This window comes from Providencia sp. PROV200, assembly GCF_049901995.1.
GTDB lineage: Bacteria > Pseudomonadota > Gammaproteobacteria > Enterobacterales > Enterobacteriaceae > Providencia > Providencia rettgeri_E.
On record NZ_CP096307.1, the window covers coordinates 1,244,952 to 1,259,082 of the forward strand.

Consider the following 14,131-nt stretch of genomic DNA (forward strand, 5'->3'; position numbering starts at 1 on the left):
GTGTTAGACTTTGGTTAATTTCTCCGATTGCAGTATTTTTACTGCGTCGATTTTTCTTTTAGCGAAAGGGTAACCATCATGGGTCAGTTTGATCAACGTAATGATTCTCTTGTCCAGGGTGCCAATACTGGCGTTCAGGCATTTATGTCGCAAGTATACGGCTGGATGACAGTCGGTCTACTGCTGACAGCTTTTGTTGCATGGTATTCAGTTAGCAGTGGTTTGTATTACACCATTGCAACCAATAAAATCCTCTTTTTTGGAATGATTATTGCTGAACTTGGTTTAGTGATGGGGATTTCATTTTTGCTGCAAAAAATTAGTGGCATGGCGGCAACGGGCATGTTTATGCTCTATTCATTGCTCACCGGCTTAACAATTTCAGTTATTCTTGCTGCGTATACTGGTGAGTCCGTTGCGGGCACATTTGTCATTACCGCGGTGATGTTTGGTGCATTAAGTTTTTACGGCTATACCACTAAGCGTAGCTTAACAGGTATGGGTAACTTCCTGTTTATGGCACTGATTGGTATTGTAGTCGCTTCTTTGGTTAACATCTGGCTGCAAAGCACCATGATGTATTGGGTGATCACATACGGTGGTGTTTTACTGTTTGCTGCTTTAACCGCTTATGACACTCAAAAACTGAAAGAAATGGGTTCACAAATTGATGAAGACGACAGAGAAACAATGCGTAAATACTCTATTATGGGGGCACTGTCTCTGTATTTAGACTTCATTAACCTGTTCTTAATGTTACTGCGTATTTTCGGTGACCGCCGCTAAATTCAGTGACTCTCCTCATAACGCGATAAAATGAGGGGATAGAAGCCGTTAAAAATGAAGACCCTTGTTACTTTGGTAACAAGGGTCTTTTGATCTAAATGCTACCCTAAAATATGATTTGGATATTAGTAGATTGCTTGCTATTCAAAGCATTAATTATACTTCTAAAGCGGAATATGATTTCTTTTTATCACGCTATTTTCTTCCTAAACAAATAATAAGCCACTGAGCTGGTTATTATCGTAATGATAAATAATGGCCATAAACTGTGGAAGATAACTGAAAAATCGGCATTTTTTAAGTAGATCTGTTTGGTGATTTCAGTGAAATGGCGAATTGGGTTAATCCAAGTAATTTGTTGCAGCCAAACTGGCATATTCTCGACGGGGGAAATGTACCCCGATAACAGCACCGCTGGCATCATAAATACAAATACTCCAATGAACGCTTGTTGCTGAGTTGAGCACAACGCTGAAATGAGTAACCCAAACCCCACCAAGGACAATCCATAGAATAACATGGTGGCATAAAAGAGGAGTAGGGAGCCCGCAAAAGGAATTTGATAGCAAAAGATCCCAATAACGAGAACCAAACTTGCCTGTGCAGTCGCTACTATCAATGCAGGCACCGCCTTACCAATAAATATTTGCCAAGTGGTCAGGGGAGAAACCAGCAATTGGTCCAGGGTGCCTTGTTCTCTTTCCCTCGCGATAGAAAGGGACGTCACAATCAATACCCCGATTGTGGTTATCAAAGCGACCAATGAGGGCACAATAAACCATTTATAATCTAAATTTGGGTTGTACCAATTACGAACGATTAATTCACTGTTGTTTGGCAGAGTCTGTGATTGTATTAGCTCGTGTTGGTACTGAGTGACAATTTGTGCTACATAGTTTGCGGCAATTTGCGCACTATTTGAATTACGTCCATCAAGGAGTAACAGCATATTAGCGTTATGGTGGCTGGCAATATCAGCACTAAAGTTTTGCCCAAAACGGACAACCAGCAGAGCCTTGCGGTTATCCAGCGTTTCACGAATTTCATGTTCATTCTTCAATAATAACACCTGAGAAAACGCACTGGCTTTGGCGAGACGTTGAGTCAACTCGATAGAATGTTCACCACTGTCTTGGTCAAAAATTGCAATGGTGGTGTTAGTGACCTCAAGCGTGGCTGCTAGGGGAAATAAAATCATCTGAAATATCACGGGTAAAATCAAAATAGCCCGTGTTTGTGGTTCTTGAAGCAATGACTGAAGCTCTTTCATAATTAAGGTGTATAGGCGATAAAACATAACTTCACCTCAATCCAAACGACGGCGAGTTTTTAGTGCCGTCAGTCCAATAAATAGTATTGCAGAAGCGATTAGTAACAGGAAATCTATCAATAAAACAATATAGATATCACCCGCAAGAAAGAGAGTTTGTAAGCTGCTGACAAAGTAGCGGGCAGGGATAAAATAAGTCACAGCTTGAATAATGGCTGGCATACTATCAATTTCAAAAATAAACCCAGATAGCATAATGGCAGGTAAGAAGGCGGCATTCAGAGCAACCATCGCTGCATTAAATTGGTTACGAGTAATTGTTGAAATTAATAACCCCATCCCCAATGCCGTTGCCAAATAAAGGCTAGTAATGACAAATAATATTAATAGAGAGCCGCGATAAGGTACTCCTAAGACAAAAGTGGTGACAAACATGCATAACACCATCACAAAAGACCCAAGCACTTGGTAAGGCAATAATTTTGAAAGTAATAATTCAGTTTTAGTGATTTGGGTTGAAAGCAATGCTTCCATCGTGCCACGTTCCCATTCTCTTGCGATAACCAAAGAGGTCAAAATAGCACCAACTACAGTAATAATGATACTAATTGCCCCTGGAATAATAAAATGCTGACTAATTGCAGCTTCATTAAACCAATAGCGCATATTGAGCTCGATTAATGGGTCCGTTGGGTAGCCTTGATTTTCCCCTTGCTGCACCAGCCACGTTTGCCACACACCTTGGGTATAAGCTTGCACAAAGTTGGCTGTATTCGGTTCGCTGCCATCAGTAATGACTTGAATTGCGGCATGACCTTGTTTTTGCAGCAATTGGGCTGAAAAATTGACAGGAATGACGACAATACCGCGAATTTCACCCGCTTGCATTTTATCGATTAATAAATGGCGGTTATTACTAATAGTTGCATCGATAAATGGCGAACCCGTGAAGGTATCAACTAATTCACGAGCTTGCGAACTTTGTTGCTCAAGTAAAATACCGACACGCAATTTACTTGAGTCTAAATTGATACCATAACCAAAAATAAATAATAACATCAATGGAATAAGTACAGCGATAAGAGCGCTGCTAGGATCCCGCACAATTTGTTTACTTTCTTTCCAGCAGAGTGCTTTAAGCCTACGCCATGAAAAATAAGAAGCGGTGTAAGTCATTGTGCCTCCTGTTGCTTATCATAATTCATGATGAGCTCAATAAATGCATCTTCCATGGATGGGTCAGGGTTTTCAGCACTTGCAACTTGCTGTTTCAGTTCATCAGGAGTTCCCGCCGCAATAATTTTTCCATGGTAAACCAGCCCGATACGGTCACAATATTCTGCCTCATCCATAAAGTGAGTCGTGACCATAACGGTAACGCCTTTATCAACCATTCCGTTGATATGTAGCCAAAATTCCCGACGAGTTAGTGGGTCAACGCCTGAGGTTGGTTCATCTAAAAATAAGATATCAGGCTCATGCATCAACGAGCAGGCGAGGGCTAAACGTTGTTTATAACCCAGAGGAAGGGATTCAGTAACCTGATTGATAATCGGTTTGAAATTAAAAGCCTCAACCATTTCGTGGATTTTTTGGGCTTGTTGCTGATGGTGTAACCCATAAACACCTGAAAAGAATTTCAGGTTTTGTCCCACCTTCAGGTTGCCGTACAGCGAGAATTTTTGTGCCATATAGCCAAGGTGCTGTCTGACTTTGTTTGAACTCGTTTTTAAATCCATCCCAAGAACGAGTGCTTGCCCATCAGTGGGTTTCATTAGCGCACACATCATTTTAAAAGTTGTCGATTTTCCCGCACCATTTGGCCCCAATAAACCAAAAATCTCTCCGCGTTTAACTTGGAAATTTACGCTGTCAGTTGCGGCAAACTGGCCAAATTTTTTGGTTAAATTACGTGCTTCTATGACAGTTTCTTCAGGATTAGGTGGAATTTGCGGTACGATAGCGGCTAATTCCGAACGGTGAGATGGACCCCCACCTAATAAGTCAATAAATGCATCTTCGAAACGAGGCTGCGCCTCAATGAGTTTCCCATCTGCCATATTTAATGCGGTTAACAAATTTGTCTGTGATGCATTCGGCTTCAAAATTAAACGAATATATTGGCCTTGGATCACACCATCGGTGGTTTCTGGTAATACGAGTGCGTTTTGTAATATAGTGCGTTTTTGTGTGGCTGGTACATCAAGTAAAAACGAGCGTCCCGCCATTTTTTCAGTTAATAGCTCGGGTTTGCCTGCATAAAGCTGTTTGCCTTTATTTAATAGCAGCACATTTTTACATTGCTGAGCTTCATCTAAATAGGAAGTACTCCAAAGAATTAGCATTCCATCATCAGCAAGAGTATGAACCATTTGCCATAGTTCGCGTCGAGCGATGGGGTCAACACCGACACCAGGTTCGTCGAGTAAAAGAACCTTGGGTTTTCCTAATAATGTACAGGCCAATCCGAGTTTTTGCTTCATTCCTCCCGATAATTTACCAGCTAGTCTATCGGTAAAAGGGGCTAGGCTGGTGAATGAAAGCAATTGCTGATAGGTTTTTTTGCGTTCTTCGCCGAGTACCCCACGCAAATCTGCGTACAAATTTAAATTTTCTTGTACGGTCAGATCTTCATATAAACCAAATTTTTGGGGCATATAGCCAAGACTAGCTCGCATAGCAATACTGTCGTCGATGGGGTCGAGCCCCATCACGCTAATTTTTCCTGCATCTGGCTTTAATAGCCCTGCAATCATGCGCATTAAGGTTGTTTTTCCTGCGCCATCAGGGCCGACAAGGCCAGTTACAGATCCCCCATGAATATCGATTGTTAAGCTTTCAACGGCAGGTGTATCCAAGCCCGCAAAAGTTTTTTCAACGTTGGATAGGTGAATACTGTAATCATCACTCATAGCAAACTCTTACTGTTTATTATCAGTGAACTGAATAGTCACAGGCATACCTTGGCGTAACGCATCATCTGCATCATTGACGACGATACGTAATCGATAGACTAAATCGGTTCGTAAATCCGGTGTTTGTACGCTTTTAGGCGTAAATTCGGCGGTAGGGGAAACAAACCCGATGGTACCATGGTAGGGTTGATTTGGACGGCTATCGGTATACAGTAAAACTTCTCTACCGGGGATGGCATCACCAAGGTGTGGCTCGCTAACATAGGCTCTGACCCAAACAGGGTTTGTTAAAGTGACGCTAAATACGGTATTACCTGTACCGATGATTGTGCCCGGTTCTATTGCTCGGGTTAAAATAGTCCCAGAGGAAGGCGCAATTAAAACGGTGTCTTGTAAGTCGAGTTCAGCTTGAGCGACAGCCGCTTCGGCTTGTAACCATTCGCCTCGAGCGGCAGCTATCTCTTCTTGACGAAAGCCGCTTTGGTATTGATTCAGCTTATCTTTTGCTGCTTGAAGGGCTGCAAATGCTTGGTTTCTATTGTTCTTTGCGTTATCTAAATCATTAGCTGAAATAACGCGGGAGGCAGCCAGCCCTTGCTGACGTTTATAGAAGTTGTCGGCATATTGCCAAGCCGCTTGTTTTTGAGCCACTTCAGCTTCAACTTGCGCAACCTCTTGAGTACGGTAACCACTTTCTTTTAAAGCAAGTTGTGCTTTGGCTGTGTCGCGCATCCCTTTGGCTTTATTTAATGCGTTAATGTAGGGAGAGTCATCCAGTTGACCAAGTTGCTCGCCTGCAATAATTTTTGCACCTTCATCAACACTTAGGGATTTGAGCTTACCTGACACTCGAAAACCGAGATTTACCGTGCGCACATCAACATTGCCGTAGAGTGTTAATGTCTTGTCCTGCTGTGATTGATAGTAGTAATAACCGCCAATTGCAGCACCGATTAATATGAGAATAATGAAAACAACAACAGAACGGTTTTTATTGCTCATAGCTAACCTTACTTAAAGAATCCACGAGATGAAAACAAATTTGTTGTTAGAGGCTGCTGTTTTTAATGGAGAAGTGTGGCACCAGCTGCAATAAAATCACCAACCTCTAGTTATTATCAATGTGAATGAATCACTTTAATTATTTTATCATATCACTTTTCATATTGTTTGCGATGGCGCAAGCCCGCTAATAATATATTTGTATGTTCAATAAGAACTTGATTAATAATTTTAAATTCATTTTCATTAATATGTTTCCAGCCGGTTTGACGTAATAATGTTTCCCGAGCAATACGAAATGAAAGTGTTTCGCCAAGGATCGCGTGTGTGTGAATCAGTGTTGTTAAATGGTTGGGATCCGCACCAATGTAAATGGCAATCAAACGGTTTAGACGCGAATGTATTGGGCCTAAAGCCTGCTCGTGGATGATGGTGTAGGCTTCGGTTGGGTTGAGTTGTTCGCGGGCTAAGATGCGAGAAAAACTTAAATTTTTCTTTTCCAACTGAAAGTGATTATAGGCAATGACTGTTTTTTGGAGTAAATCAAGTGCATCATCAGTGACTTGAACTGATAAAGGTTGATTTAGAAAGTTGTCAATTTCTTGAAAAACATCATAGAAATCGTCCCGGATTGTTTTTGTTATAAGCTGAGCTACAGCTAAGTAAAGTCCTTCTTTTGAGCCAAAGTAATAAGAAATTGCGGCAATGTTTTGCCCTGATGCCTGTGCGATTTTGCGTGTGGTAGCGCCATCAAGCCCTTGTTCTCCATATACATCAGCAGCAGTGAGAAGCAATTGCATTTTCGCATTTTCTCCACGTAATGTTGACGATGAACTTGTATTCATAACCATTCCTTTAAAAATTCAGAATTAAATAACATCTAATTAGCTCTTAATGGCTTTTCGTGTTTATAAAAAGTAAAAAACGACATCTCATAGTATCATGTAAGTATATATACTATACGAATGAGATTTTATATTAATTTATTAACCAAACTAAATTAATATATTTATCATCAGCAAATAATGTTAGAATTTTACACAGTGTCGCACGGCAGTTTGCGCTTTTCTTCTGACTCACTTCCCCATAACTGCCACATTCAATTTGAAGCGGTGAAGCCCGGAGTAATTAATTTGACTACATTTTCAGACCTCGCGTTAAACGAGGAAATCTTGCTTGCCATTAATGAATTAGGCTATGAAAGCCCTACGCCTATTCAACAACAAGCTATTCCAGCTGTGCTTGCAGGAAATGACCTTCTAGCTAGCGCCCAAACCGGTACGGGTAAAACAGCGGGTTTTACATTGCCAATTTTACAAAAGCTTATTACAACTCCTCGAGCAGGGAAGGATCGCAAGCCTATTCGTGCGTTAATTTTGACGCCAACTAGGGAACTTGCAGCGCAAGTTGCTGAAAATGTAAAAGAATATAGCCGTCATTTACGTATTCGTTCTTTTGTCGTCTTTGGTGGGGTAAGTATTAATCCACAGATGATGAAGTTACGTGGTGGCGTTGATATCTTAATTGCAACTCCGGGGCGCTTATTAGATTTAGCGCACCAAAATGCGGTAGATCTTTCTCAAGTCGAAGTTTTCGTACTTGATGAAGCTGACCGTATGTTAGATATGGGGTTCATTCATGATATTCGTAGAGTGATTAATAAGTTACCCAAAAAGCGCCAAAACTTATTATTCTCAGCAACATTTTCTGACGAAATCAAACAACTGGCGAATAAACTACTTAATAACCCAGTGACTATTGAAGTTGCTCCGCGAAACTCAGCCTCTGAGCAAATCACCCAGTATGTACATCTGGTTGATAAAAAACGAAAAGCAGAGTTACTTTCGTTTATGATTGGCCGTGAAAATTGGCAACAAGTCCTCGTCTTTACACGTACAAAACATGGCGCAAACCGTCTTGCTGAGCATTTAAATAAAGATGGCGTTAAAGCTGCGGCTATTCATGGCAACAAGAGCCAAGGGGCACGTACTCGTGCACTAGCTGACTTTAAATCTGGAGATATTCGTGTTTTAGTGGCAACGGATATTGCAGCTCGTGGTCTTGATATTGAACAGCTTCCTTATGTGGTGAATTTTGAGCTACCTAATGTAGCAGAAGATTATGTTCACCGTATTGGCCGTACAGGCCGTGCAGAATCAACTGGGATGGCCGTTTCCTTAGTATGTATCGATGAGGCTAAGTTACTCAAGGATATTGAGAAATTATTGAAAAAAACGATCCCATTGATGGCGATTGAAGGCTATGAGCCCGACCCATCCATCAAAGCGGAGCCTATTCAAAAAACACCACAACGGAATGAACGTCGTTCAGGCGGTTCTGCTGGTGATAGGAATCAAGGCAAAGCGCCTCGTCGTAGCAGTGCCCCATCGTCAAAGTCGAGTTCAGTGAAAGGGGCAAGTTCTCCATGGAAAAACGCCCAGAAAAAAGTCAAACAAGGACGTAGTGACAGTTAACCTCCCATAATCTTGTCGCTCTTTTTAATGTTAATAGCATTGACTAGACTAACTTGAAGATCATTTCAAGCTAGTCTCTTGTCACTCCTACCTTAGAATTTTTCCTGCTTATCAATTAAATAAACGGTATGATAAGCAGGAATTATTACGTTTTTTGTGAGTCACTTATGCGCGTTTTATTAGCTCCTATGGAGGGGGTTTTAGATCCTCTAGTTCGTTGTTTACTAAGTGAAGTTAATGACTATGACCTGTGCATAACAGAGTTTGTTCGTGTGGTTGATACCCTTTTACCCGCAAAAACATTTTACCGTTTATGCCCTGAGCTAAAACATGGGAGCCGTACTCCTTCAGGGACATTAGTCCGTGTACAGCTGTTAGGGCAGCATCCTCAGTGGTTAGCAGAAAATGCAAACCGAGCGGTCGAATTAGGCTCTTGGGGGGTTGATTTAAATTGTGGTTGTCCATCAAAAACAGTCAATGGCCATGGTGGTGGTGCGACGTTATTGAAACAACCTGATTTGATTTATCGAGCTGCTAAATCAATGCGTGAAGCGGTTCCAAAAGAATTACCTATTTCGGTTAAAGTCCGTTTAGGGTGGGATAGCTCTGAATTTGCTTATGAAATTGCAGATGCGGTTCAACAGGCAGGGGCAACAGAACTCACTGTTCACGGTAGAACGAAAGAAGACGGTTATAAAGCAGAATGTATTAATTGGTCCGCTATTGGAGAGATCCGCCGTAAATTATCGATTCCAGTGATTGCTAATGGGGAAATTTGGGACTATGCGAGCGCACTGCGCTGCCTTGAAATTACAGGATGTGATGCCGTGATGATTGGCCGTGGCGCATTAAATACGCCAAACCTTAGCCGAGTGGTTAAATGTAATGAATCTAAAATGCCTTGGGAGCAAGTTGGTAGGCTGTTATTAAAATATACAGAACTTGAAAAACAAGGAGATACTGGTCATTACCATGCTGCTCGAATCAAGCAATGGCTAGGTTATTTACGCAAAGAATATCATCAGGCAGATGAACTCTTTTCTCAGGTTAGATCATTAAAAAATGCCCAACAGATTTCGCAAGTGATAACTGAAATAGTGAACAATTGATTATGAATAATGTTAATAAGCCAAATTTTATATTTGCGAAATTAACTTATAGGGTCTTTACTTAATTGGTGTAAGAACGATTTAATTTATTTAAAGCTTATACTGTTGTCTGAGAATATTTTGATGTATATAGTGAAATTACCTAGTCTGGGAGGCGTAAGATGGGCGTAATTGCTTGGATTATTTTTGGTCTAATTGCCGGTGTTTTAGCTAAATGGCTGATGCCAGGTACTTACCACATGGGGTTCATTATGACCACCGTGTTGGGAATTGTTGGTGCTGTTGTGGGTGGTTACATCAGCACTTTCTTTGGTAAAGGAAAAGTTGATGGTTTCAACTTTGGGAGCTTTGTTGTCGCGGTTATCGGAGCCATAGTCGTGCTGTTCTTAGCTGGGCTATTTGGTAAATAGCTATTTTCTCTACTTGATAAATCTTTATTCTATAAGCCACTTGAATCTCAAGTGGCTTATATTTTTATGGCAAAGGTAGGTTACGACTCAATTGGCAGGCCGTTATCTTGCCCCCATTGGGCCCATGAACCATCATACAAACGTACGTTTTGGTTACCTAATAATGTTAATGCCATTAATACCACCGCAGCGGTCATTCCTGAACCACAGGTCGTTACAGAAGGAGCATGGATATCCACACCTTGCTTAGTAAAGATAGCTTTAAGTTGTTCTGGTGATTTGAATTCACCTTTTTCAACGAGAAGATCCCATGGGACATTTTTGCTCCCAGGAATATGCCCCATACGCAATCCCGGACGAGGTTCTGGCGCTTGGGCGAGAAAGCGTGGCTCAGCACGAGCATCAATAATTTGAACCTTGCCTTGATTAACAATATCAAGAACTTGTTCTTGATTCAGCGCGTTCGCGTCTTTACGTGTTGCATGGAATTGCTTCGGAGCCGGTGGAGTGACTTCCCCAGACTGAACATCAAAGCCTGCCGCTTTCCAAGCATCGATGCCACCAGCTAGAATTTTAACGTTTTTGCAGCCCATAGTGGTAAATGTCCACCATGCCCTTGGAGATGAAAATAAATTATTTTGCGAATAAATAATAACTTGGGTGTCATTGCCAATACCCATAGCACTAACTGCTTGGCTAAAAACATTAGCACTTGGCAGCATATGGGGCAAATCACAGCTTTTGTCTGCAATTTCATCTTGATGAAAGAACTGAGCATTAGGAATATGCTCTGCTAAATATTGTTGGCGGCAATCATAAGGTGCTGTCGGTGGGGGAGAAGAAGCATCAAGTACAATGATATTGTCATCAAATAGATGTGAATTTAACCATTGTGGGGTGACGAAATAATCGTTGTACATAAGCTATCTCCATCCTGGGTTGATAAATTATTTTAAAATTACTGAATTTGATTGGGTGCTGGCAGTGCTGAAGGGGATTGCGGCTGCCCTTGTTCAAGGGGAGTTGTTGAACGTGTATAAATGTTCATACCCGCTAAAACAATACCGCCTACAGAACCAAAAGCACATAATGCGCAAAGTGCGATAACAACCTTTTTCATTTTTTATAGCCTGCCTAGTGATAAAAACCCAAATAGTATATGAACTCAAAGTATAACCGGATGAGTGTTGCAAACAAGTTAAAAGCTATTTTTTCTGTTGCATAATGGGCGTTTTGCAAAAAGCTTCCCAATTTTTATGTATAATGGGTATTAATACAGTAGTTTTGCGAAGCGGTTGGCAAAAGCATCTTTTTCATATTTCGTTCTGTTGTCGGCTTCGTTATTTTTCATCTTAACTTTGGTCACCTGCACAATTTATGTCCCTGTCAAAGAAAACTAAAGAACAAATAACTCAGTGGTATAAAGGGTTGTCCGTACAAATTGATGGGTTTGTTTCCCGAGCCCCACAGCGGGAGATGATCGCGCAAGTCGCAAAAAATCTAGCTGATGATGATGGTCGCCATTTGGTCATAGAGGCCCCTACAGGGGTGGGGAAAACGCTATCTTATTTAATACCGGGGATTGCCGTTGGTAGGGAAGAAGGCAAAACCTTAGTAGTCAGTACGGCAAATGTGGCGCTACAAGACCAAATTTATAGTAAAGATTTACCGTTATTAAGCAAAATTATTCCTGATCTAAAATATACGGGGGCATTTGGGCGTGCTCGTTATGTTTGTCCGCGCAATTTAGAAGCTATTTGTGCAGCAGAAGGCGAACAAATTGATTTAATGTTATTGGTGGAAGATAAAACAGAAATAGCGAATAGTGAAGAGCGGGCAATTTGTCAGCAACTGAGGCATGATTTTCAGAGCTTTGCATGGGACGGGTTAAGGGATCACCACAAACGTGCATTTAGTGATAGTTTATGGCGTAAAGTTAGTACTGATAAAATGAATTGTCTGGGGCGTAATTGCCAATTTTATCAGCGGTGTCCATTTTTTATTGCTAGGCGGGAAATCGAAGATGCCGATGTGGTGGTTGCTAACCATGCATTGGTTATGGCTGCAATGGAGAGTGAGTCGGTTTTGCCGGACCCAAAAAATTTATTATTAGTGCTTGATGAAGGCCACCATGTCCCAGACGTTGCGAGGGATGCCCTTGAAGTGGAAGGCGAGATTACGTTAGTGCAATTAACGGCACAGCTTGATAGCTTTATTCAGCATGTTGGGCAATATATGGGGCAATTTCGTCCCGTGAAGCCACCAAAGCTAGCTAATCCTGAGCGGTTACAGCAGCACGCAGAAAAATTGCGTGAAACATTTCGCGATTTTTCATTATTAGCGAATGCATTATTACCAGAGACATCAAAAGAAACTGAATATTTATTTCCGCTTGGAGTATTGCCTGAAGCTATGCAACTGAGCTGTCAAGCCTTGTTTAAGCAAACTGATGCATTACAGGGACTGGCGGAAGCCATCTTAAATGATTTGACGGAACAAACTGCGAAGCAAGATATTGTCCGCTTACATCGCTCCATTATTGTGACTAGTAGGGCAATGGGGTACTTTGAAAACATGTCGAAACTTTGGCGGTTGGCGGCATTAGAGCAAAGTTCAGGTGCCCCTGTGTCAAAATGGTTAAGTCGGCGTTATGAGAAAAACCAATCGCGTTTCTTTATGCATTGCGCAGGGATCCGAGTAAGTGAACAGTTACAACATTTGTTATGGCGTAACGTGCCTCATATTGTCATTACCTCGGCAACACTGAGATCGTTGAACAGTTATTCACGTTTTATGGAACTTACTGGGTTATCCGAAAAAAGTGATGACCGCTTTGTGACATTGTCTTCTCCTTTTAACCATGTTGAGCAAGGAAAAATTATTATTCCTAAAATGGAATATGAGCCAACTATTAATAATGAAGCTGAACACTTAGCAGAAATGGCGGTATTTTTCCGCGAGCAATTCACTCAAAATACTCACCGCGGAGTACTGGTTTTATTTAGTAGCCAAAGAGCGATGGAAGGTTTTCTTGAGCACGTAAAAGATTTACGTTTACAGCTTTTAGTTCAAGGAGATCAACCTCGTTACCGATTAGTTGAAACTCATTGTGAAAGAATTAACCAAGGGCAAGCTAGTGCCTTAATTGGTTTACAATCGTTTGCAGAGGGGTTAGACCTAAAAGGGGAATATTTAACTCAGGTCCATATTCATAAAATTGCATTTCCACCAGTAACAAACCCGGTAATCATCACCGAAGGGGATTGGTTGAAATCGTTGAAGAGATACCCATTTGAAGTACAAAGTTTACCAAGCGCTTCATTTAATTTAATACAGCAAGCTGGCAGGCTAATACGTAGTCATGAGTGTTATGGTGAAATTATTATTTATGATAAACGTTTGCTAACTAAAAATTATGGTAAAAGGCTATTAAATGCATTACCTGTATTTCCGATAGAACAACCCGAAATACCTAAAAAACAGTAAATAATAATCATTAAGTTAACGTGTTTTATTTTTAAGTGACTTAATTGCAATAAAGGTTTGATTTATTGTTAATTATCATAAAATAAAATGGCCACTTTTCAGTGGCCACTGGTCAATTATAATTGACTCTATTTACGACATTACTCAATATTCGCTTCTAAAAACCAGAGGAATTTATCCATATCGCGGGAAGCCGCAGTAAACATATCTGCAGTGTCTTCGTCTTCTACTTCATCGATGGCTCTACGGATATCATTCGCGACAACCGCATAACGGTCTGCTAATGCTTTCAAATGGTCTTGTACACTGTGAATATTAATTGGGTAAGCTTCTAATGATGTGAAGCAGTTAACCTCTTGGGTTGTACCAATAGCAACACCACCCAATTGAACAGCACGTTCAGCGAATTCATCTAAGTGTTCTACTAACGTAGTCCTAAAGCCATCTAACATTTCATGTACAGCGATAAAATTGCGGCCGCGCATATTCCAGTGGGCTTGTTTAGTCATTAGAGAGAGATCGGTAAAATGGACCACCATAACATTAAGAATTCCAATGGTTTCCAATTTTACACTGTCTTCCATATCATTACGGGTATATAAAAGTTCAGTTGAAGATGCTTTAAATAATTTAGCTGTGCTCATGATTCATCCTCTCTTAAATATGAATTTGTCTAGTA

At 40.9% G+C, this 14,131-nt stretch carries 13 protein-coding genes; 5 read left to right on the forward strand and 8 right to left on the reverse strand.

Translation table 11 applies throughout. The features are described 5' to 3' along the window. Positions 1–78 precede the first annotated feature (78 nt). Positions 79–786 (forward strand): Bax inhibitor-1/YccA family protein, encoded by a 708-nt coding sequence (locus M1E86_RS05535; protein WP_004256664.1) that lies wholly within the window; start codon positions 79–81, stop codon positions 784–786. Positions 787–976: 190 nt separating this feature from the next. On the opposite strand, the gene M1E86_RS05540 is transcribed toward M1E86_RS05535, so the two are convergent. The 5 genes from M1E86_RS05540 to cecR all read right to left on the reverse strand — a co-directional run bounded on the left by M1E86_RS05540 (position 977) and on the right by cecR (position 6,824). After that, positions 977–2,083: an ABC transporter permease gene (locus M1E86_RS05540; RefSeq protein ID WP_125893385.1), complete on the reverse strand. Its 1,107-nt coding sequence runs from the start codon at positions 2,081–2,083 to the stop codon at positions 977–979. 9 nt (positions 2,084–2,092) lie between these two features. Next, positions 2,093–3,232, reverse strand: a complete 1,140-nt coding sequence (locus M1E86_RS05545; protein ID WP_213913449.1) for an ABC transporter permease — start codon at positions 3,230–3,232, stop codon at positions 2,093–2,095. After that, positions 3,229–4,968: an ATP-binding cassette domain-containing protein gene (locus M1E86_RS05550; protein ID WP_213913450.1), complete on the reverse strand. Its 1,740-nt coding sequence runs from the start codon at positions 4,966–4,968 to the stop codon at positions 3,229–3,231. Before M1E86_RS05550 ends, M1E86_RS05545 begins: the two co-directional genes overlap by 4 nt. Positions 4,969–4,977: 9 nt before the next feature. Further along, positions 4,978–5,973, reverse strand: a complete 996-nt coding sequence (hlyD, locus tag M1E86_RS05555) for a secretion protein HlyD (RefSeq protein ID WP_426099279.1) — start codon at positions 5,971–5,973, stop codon at positions 4,978–4,980. Positions 5,974–6,125: 152 nt separating this feature from the next. Further along, complete coding sequence (cecR, locus tag M1E86_RS05560) at positions 6,126–6,824, reverse strand: transcriptional regulator CecR (RefSeq protein WP_125893377.1); 699 nt, start codon at positions 6,822–6,824, stop codon at positions 6,126–6,128. A 282-nt stretch (positions 6,825–7,106) separates the two neighbouring features. On the opposite strand from cecR, the gene rhlE reads away from it, so the two are divergent. The 3 genes from rhlE to M1E86_RS05575 all read left to right on the forward strand — a co-directional run bounded on the left by rhlE (position 7,107) and on the right by M1E86_RS05575 (position 9,966). Further along, positions 7,107–8,447 carry an ATP-dependent RNA helicase RhlE gene (gene rhlE, locus M1E86_RS05565; protein WP_125893376.1) on the forward strand — a complete coding sequence of 447 codons (1,341 nt, stop codon included), beginning with the start codon at positions 7,107–7,109 and terminating at the stop codon, positions 8,445–8,447. Positions 8,448–8,614: 167 nt separating this feature from the next. After that, positions 8,615–9,556 carry a tRNA dihydrouridine(16) synthase DusC gene (dusC, locus tag M1E86_RS05570; RefSeq protein WP_125893374.1) on the forward strand — a complete coding sequence of 314 codons (942 nt, stop codon included), beginning with the start codon at positions 8,615–8,617 and terminating at the stop codon, positions 9,554–9,556. Positions 9,557–9,717: 161 nt separating this feature from the next. Continuing rightward, positions 9,718–9,966 carry a GlsB/YeaQ/YmgE family stress response membrane protein gene (locus M1E86_RS05575; RefSeq protein WP_125893372.1) on the forward strand — a complete coding sequence of 83 codons (249 nt, stop codon included), beginning with the start codon at positions 9,718–9,720 and terminating at the stop codon, positions 9,964–9,966. 80 nt (positions 9,967–10,046) lie between these two features. Here the strand turns inward: M1E86_RS05575 and sseA are convergent, their stop codons facing one another. Then, a complete protein-coding gene (gene sseA / locus M1E86_RS05580; protein ID WP_213913452.1) occupies positions 10,047–10,886 on the reverse strand; it encodes a 3-mercaptopyruvate sulfurtransferase in 840 nt (279 codons plus the stop codon). A gap of 38 nt (positions 10,887–10,924) precedes the next feature. Then, the gene (locus M1E86_RS05585; RefSeq protein WP_004256593.1) at positions 10,925–11,086 is read right to left on the reverse strand and encodes a hypothetical protein; all 162 of its coding nucleotides are present in this window, start codon (positions 11,084–11,086) and stop codon (positions 10,925–10,927) included. Positions 11,087–11,343: 257 nt separating this feature from the next. Between M1E86_RS05585 and dinG the strand changes: the two genes are divergently transcribed. Further along, positions 11,344–13,452: an ATP-dependent DNA helicase DinG gene (gene dinG, locus M1E86_RS05590; RefSeq protein WP_213913453.1), complete on the forward strand. Its 2,109-nt coding sequence runs from the start codon at positions 11,344–11,346 to the stop codon at positions 13,450–13,452. A gap of 140 nt (positions 13,453–13,592) precedes the next feature. Here the strand turns inward: dinG and dps are convergent, their stop codons facing one another. Beyond that, on the reverse strand, positions 13,593–14,096 hold the full coding sequence (dps, locus tag M1E86_RS05595; protein ID WP_426099280.1) for a DNA starvation/stationary phase protection protein Dps: 504 nt from the start codon (positions 14,094–14,096) through the stop codon (positions 13,593–13,595). Between the last annotated feature and the right edge of the window lie 35 nt (positions 14,097–14,131).

Excerpts from the sequence above, each read along its gene's own strand:
- hlyD (WP_426099279.1), bottom strand. The coding sequence starts at position 5,973 with ATGAGCAATAAAAACCGTTCTGTTGTTGTTTTCATTATTCTCATATTA.
- M1E86_RS05585 (WP_004256593.1), bottom strand. The coding sequence starts at position 11,086 with ATGAAAAAGGTTGTTATCGCACTTTGCGCATTATGTGCTTTTGGTTCT.
- M1E86_RS05540 (WP_125893385.1), bottom strand. The coding sequence starts at position 2,083 with ATGTTTTATCGCCTATACACCTTAATTATGAAAGAGCTTCAGTCATTG.
- dps (WP_426099280.1), bottom strand. The coding sequence starts at position 14,096 with ATGAGCACAGCTAAATTATTTAAAGCATCTTCAACTGAACTTTTATAT.
- dinG (WP_213913453.1), top strand. The coding sequence starts at position 11,344 with ATGTCCCTGTCAAAGAAAACTAAAGAACAAATAACTCAGTGGTATAAA.
- M1E86_RS05575 (WP_125893372.1), top strand. The coding sequence starts at position 9,718 with ATGGGCGTAATTGCTTGGATTATTTTTGGTCTAATTGCCGGTGTTTTA.
- dusC (WP_125893374.1), top strand. The coding sequence starts at position 8,615 with ATGCGCGTTTTATTAGCTCCTATGGAGGGGGTTTTAGATCCTCTAGTT.
- M1E86_RS05550 (WP_213913450.1), bottom strand. The coding sequence starts at position 4,968 with ATGAGTGATGATTACAGTATTCACCTATCCAACGTTGAAAAAACTTTT.
- sseA (WP_213913452.1), bottom strand. The coding sequence starts at position 10,886 with ATGTACAACGATTATTTCGTCACCCCACAATGGTTAAATTCACATCTA.
- M1E86_RS05545 (WP_213913449.1), bottom strand. The coding sequence starts at position 3,232 with ATGACTTACACCGCTTCTTATTTTTCATGGCGTAGGCTTAAAGCACTC.
- cecR (WP_125893377.1), bottom strand. The coding sequence starts at position 6,824 with ATGGTTATGAATACAAGTTCATCGTCAACATTACGTGGAGAAAATGCG.
- M1E86_RS05535 (WP_004256664.1), top strand. The coding sequence starts at position 79 with ATGGGTCAGTTTGATCAACGTAATGATTCTCTTGTCCAGGGTGCCAAT.